Raw genomic sequence first — 2,114 nt, forward strand, 5'->3', positions numbered from 1 at the left:
CGCCCAGGTTCTTGCCCGGGGTCCACTTCGGCGCCTTGTCGGTGCCGCTGTTGTGCAGGTAGGGGGTCAACATGGCGCCGGTGTCTGCCGGGGCCGCCCAGGTTCTTGCCCGGGGTCCACTTCGGCGCCTTGTCGGTGCCGCTGTTGTGCAGGTAGGGGGTCAACATGGCGCCGGTGTCTGCCGGGGCATTGATGATGCCATCCATGAACAGTTTGACGTGACGCATGCTCACGCCCGGCGCCACGTTCACTTCGCCCTGATCGTAAGTGCTGRCCAAAGCCTTGGCCTCGGCGATGGTTTTCACCGGGTCGGCGGCAGCGGCGGCCGGGTCCAGTTTGATCGCCAGCAAGGCCCGGGCGGTCAGCTCGCCGGTCTTTTGCAGGCTGGTGAAGGCTTTGCCGTTTTCAGGTCCCGACAGCGCATCGAAGAAACTGGTGATGCCTTGCTGGCGCATGGCGTCGAGGGCTGCACGAACCTGATTGAGTTTTTCCGCGTCGGTGGCGGGTGGCACCACGGCGGCCAACGATTCGGCGGCGCCGTCTTCGCAGATGCCGTTCGGGTTGCCGGCGCTGTCGCGTCGGTATTTGCCGTCTTCGGGGTCGGCGGTGTACTTGTTGATGCCGGCCAGTTCCAGGCCGCGAGAGTTGGTCAGCACGGTGTGGAAGTCGGTGGAGCGCACCTGGATCGGGCGCTTGGTCTTGAGCGCATCCAGGGTCGATTTGTCGGCGTCGCCGTCGAGCCCGGTCATGCCCACGCGGTCCCAGCTGCCGACTTCCAGCCACACGTCCGGGCCCTTGCCCTTGTCGGCATCGAGGCAGGCCTGGATGCTCGCCTGAAACTGCGCGCGGGTCAGGGTCTGGTATTTCAAATCGCACAAGGTCATGGCGCGACCGCCATCGCCGGGGTGCATGTGCGCATCGACGAAGCCCGGCATCAGCATGCGCCCGGCCAGATCGATCAGTTGTGTTTGCTTGCCGATGTAGGCGTCGACCCCGGCATCGCTGCCGATATAGACGATCTTGCCGCCCGAAATGGCAATGGCCTGCTGTACGGAATCCTGGCCATCGACGGTGTAGACGTAGCCATTGCGCATGACCGTGTCGGCGGGTGTCGCCGCCAACGCCATGCAGGAAAACGCCGTTGTCGACGCAACGGCGATGAACAACCTGGAAAGTCTCAAATGCCTCACCCCTGTTCTTATTGTTTTGAAGCGGCCCGAAGCGATTGCGCCAGCCCCTGATAGACAGGGCCTACCCTATAGGGCGCAGCGTTCGAATGGACCTCTGCAAATGAGGAGGGGTAAGGCAAATAATTGAAACCGCTGGGATTAATCCCGGCGCACGGACTCCGCCAGCGCACCCRGCGAACGCAGGGCCGAGCCCAGTTCCACCTTGCTTTTCACACCGAGTTGCAAGTAGCAGTTACGCAAATAGGTGCGCACGGTCGCGGGGCTCAGGGCGAGCATTTTGGCGATTTCCTTGTAGGAGTGCCCGGCGGCGAACAGCATCGCCGCCGTGCGTTCCCGTGGTGCCAGGCCGTCCCCGCCCGACGGTGCTTCCAGGGACAGGATGACATGTCCGGCGTTGGGGCTCAGGGTCAGGGCGCAGCGGCCCAGGCGGATCACGCAGGGCGCCTTCGACAGTTGCGCGATCACCTCGCCCGGCAGCATTGAACCGCTCCAGCCGGGCAGTTCGCGTTGAATGGCGGCGCACAACCTGGCGCCTACATACAGCAGGCTGCCGTCCATGCGCGCCACACCAAAATCACTCGCGCCGTTTTCGCTGTCGAAGCGAATCATGTCCTGCACCTGGAACCGCCACAGCTGGAACAGGTGATCGCAGAATGCCGAAAACAGCTCGGCTTCGCTCTCCTCGAACGCCTGTTCATGCTGGCCACGGTAGAGACAAACGAAAAACATCAAGCCGCTTTCGGGCAGCTCATAGGTGATGCTCATCAAGTGGTAGAGATCGTAGCGCCGGGCGAAATCATTGACCGCTTCGCACGGGTCGTTGAAACCGTTGTCGCGCACCACCTCACCGGGACGGTTGAGCGTGGCGTGGGAGAACTGATCGTTTGCCGCCACCGGATGCCATTCGGCGGCAAAGGATTCGGG

Annotated in this window: 2 protein-coding genes; both read right to left on the reverse strand. The window is 63.1% G+C overall.

The genetic code is table 11. The features are described 5' to 3' along the window. Nucleotides 1–1,127: amidohydrolase (locus ACXRVY_RS25715; protein WP_458238595.1), on the reverse strand; the 1,127-nt coding region annotated here is incomplete at its 3' end. Between the two features lie 201 nt (nucleotides 1,128–1,328). Then, a partial coding sequence (locus tag ACXRVY_RS25720; RefSeq protein ID WP_458238594.1) for a helix-turn-helix transcriptional regulator occupies nucleotides 1,329–2,114 on the reverse strand: 786 nt, incomplete at its 5' end.

The sequence above is a fragment of the Pseudomonas sp. P5_A2_2 genome (genome assembly GCF_054177685.1).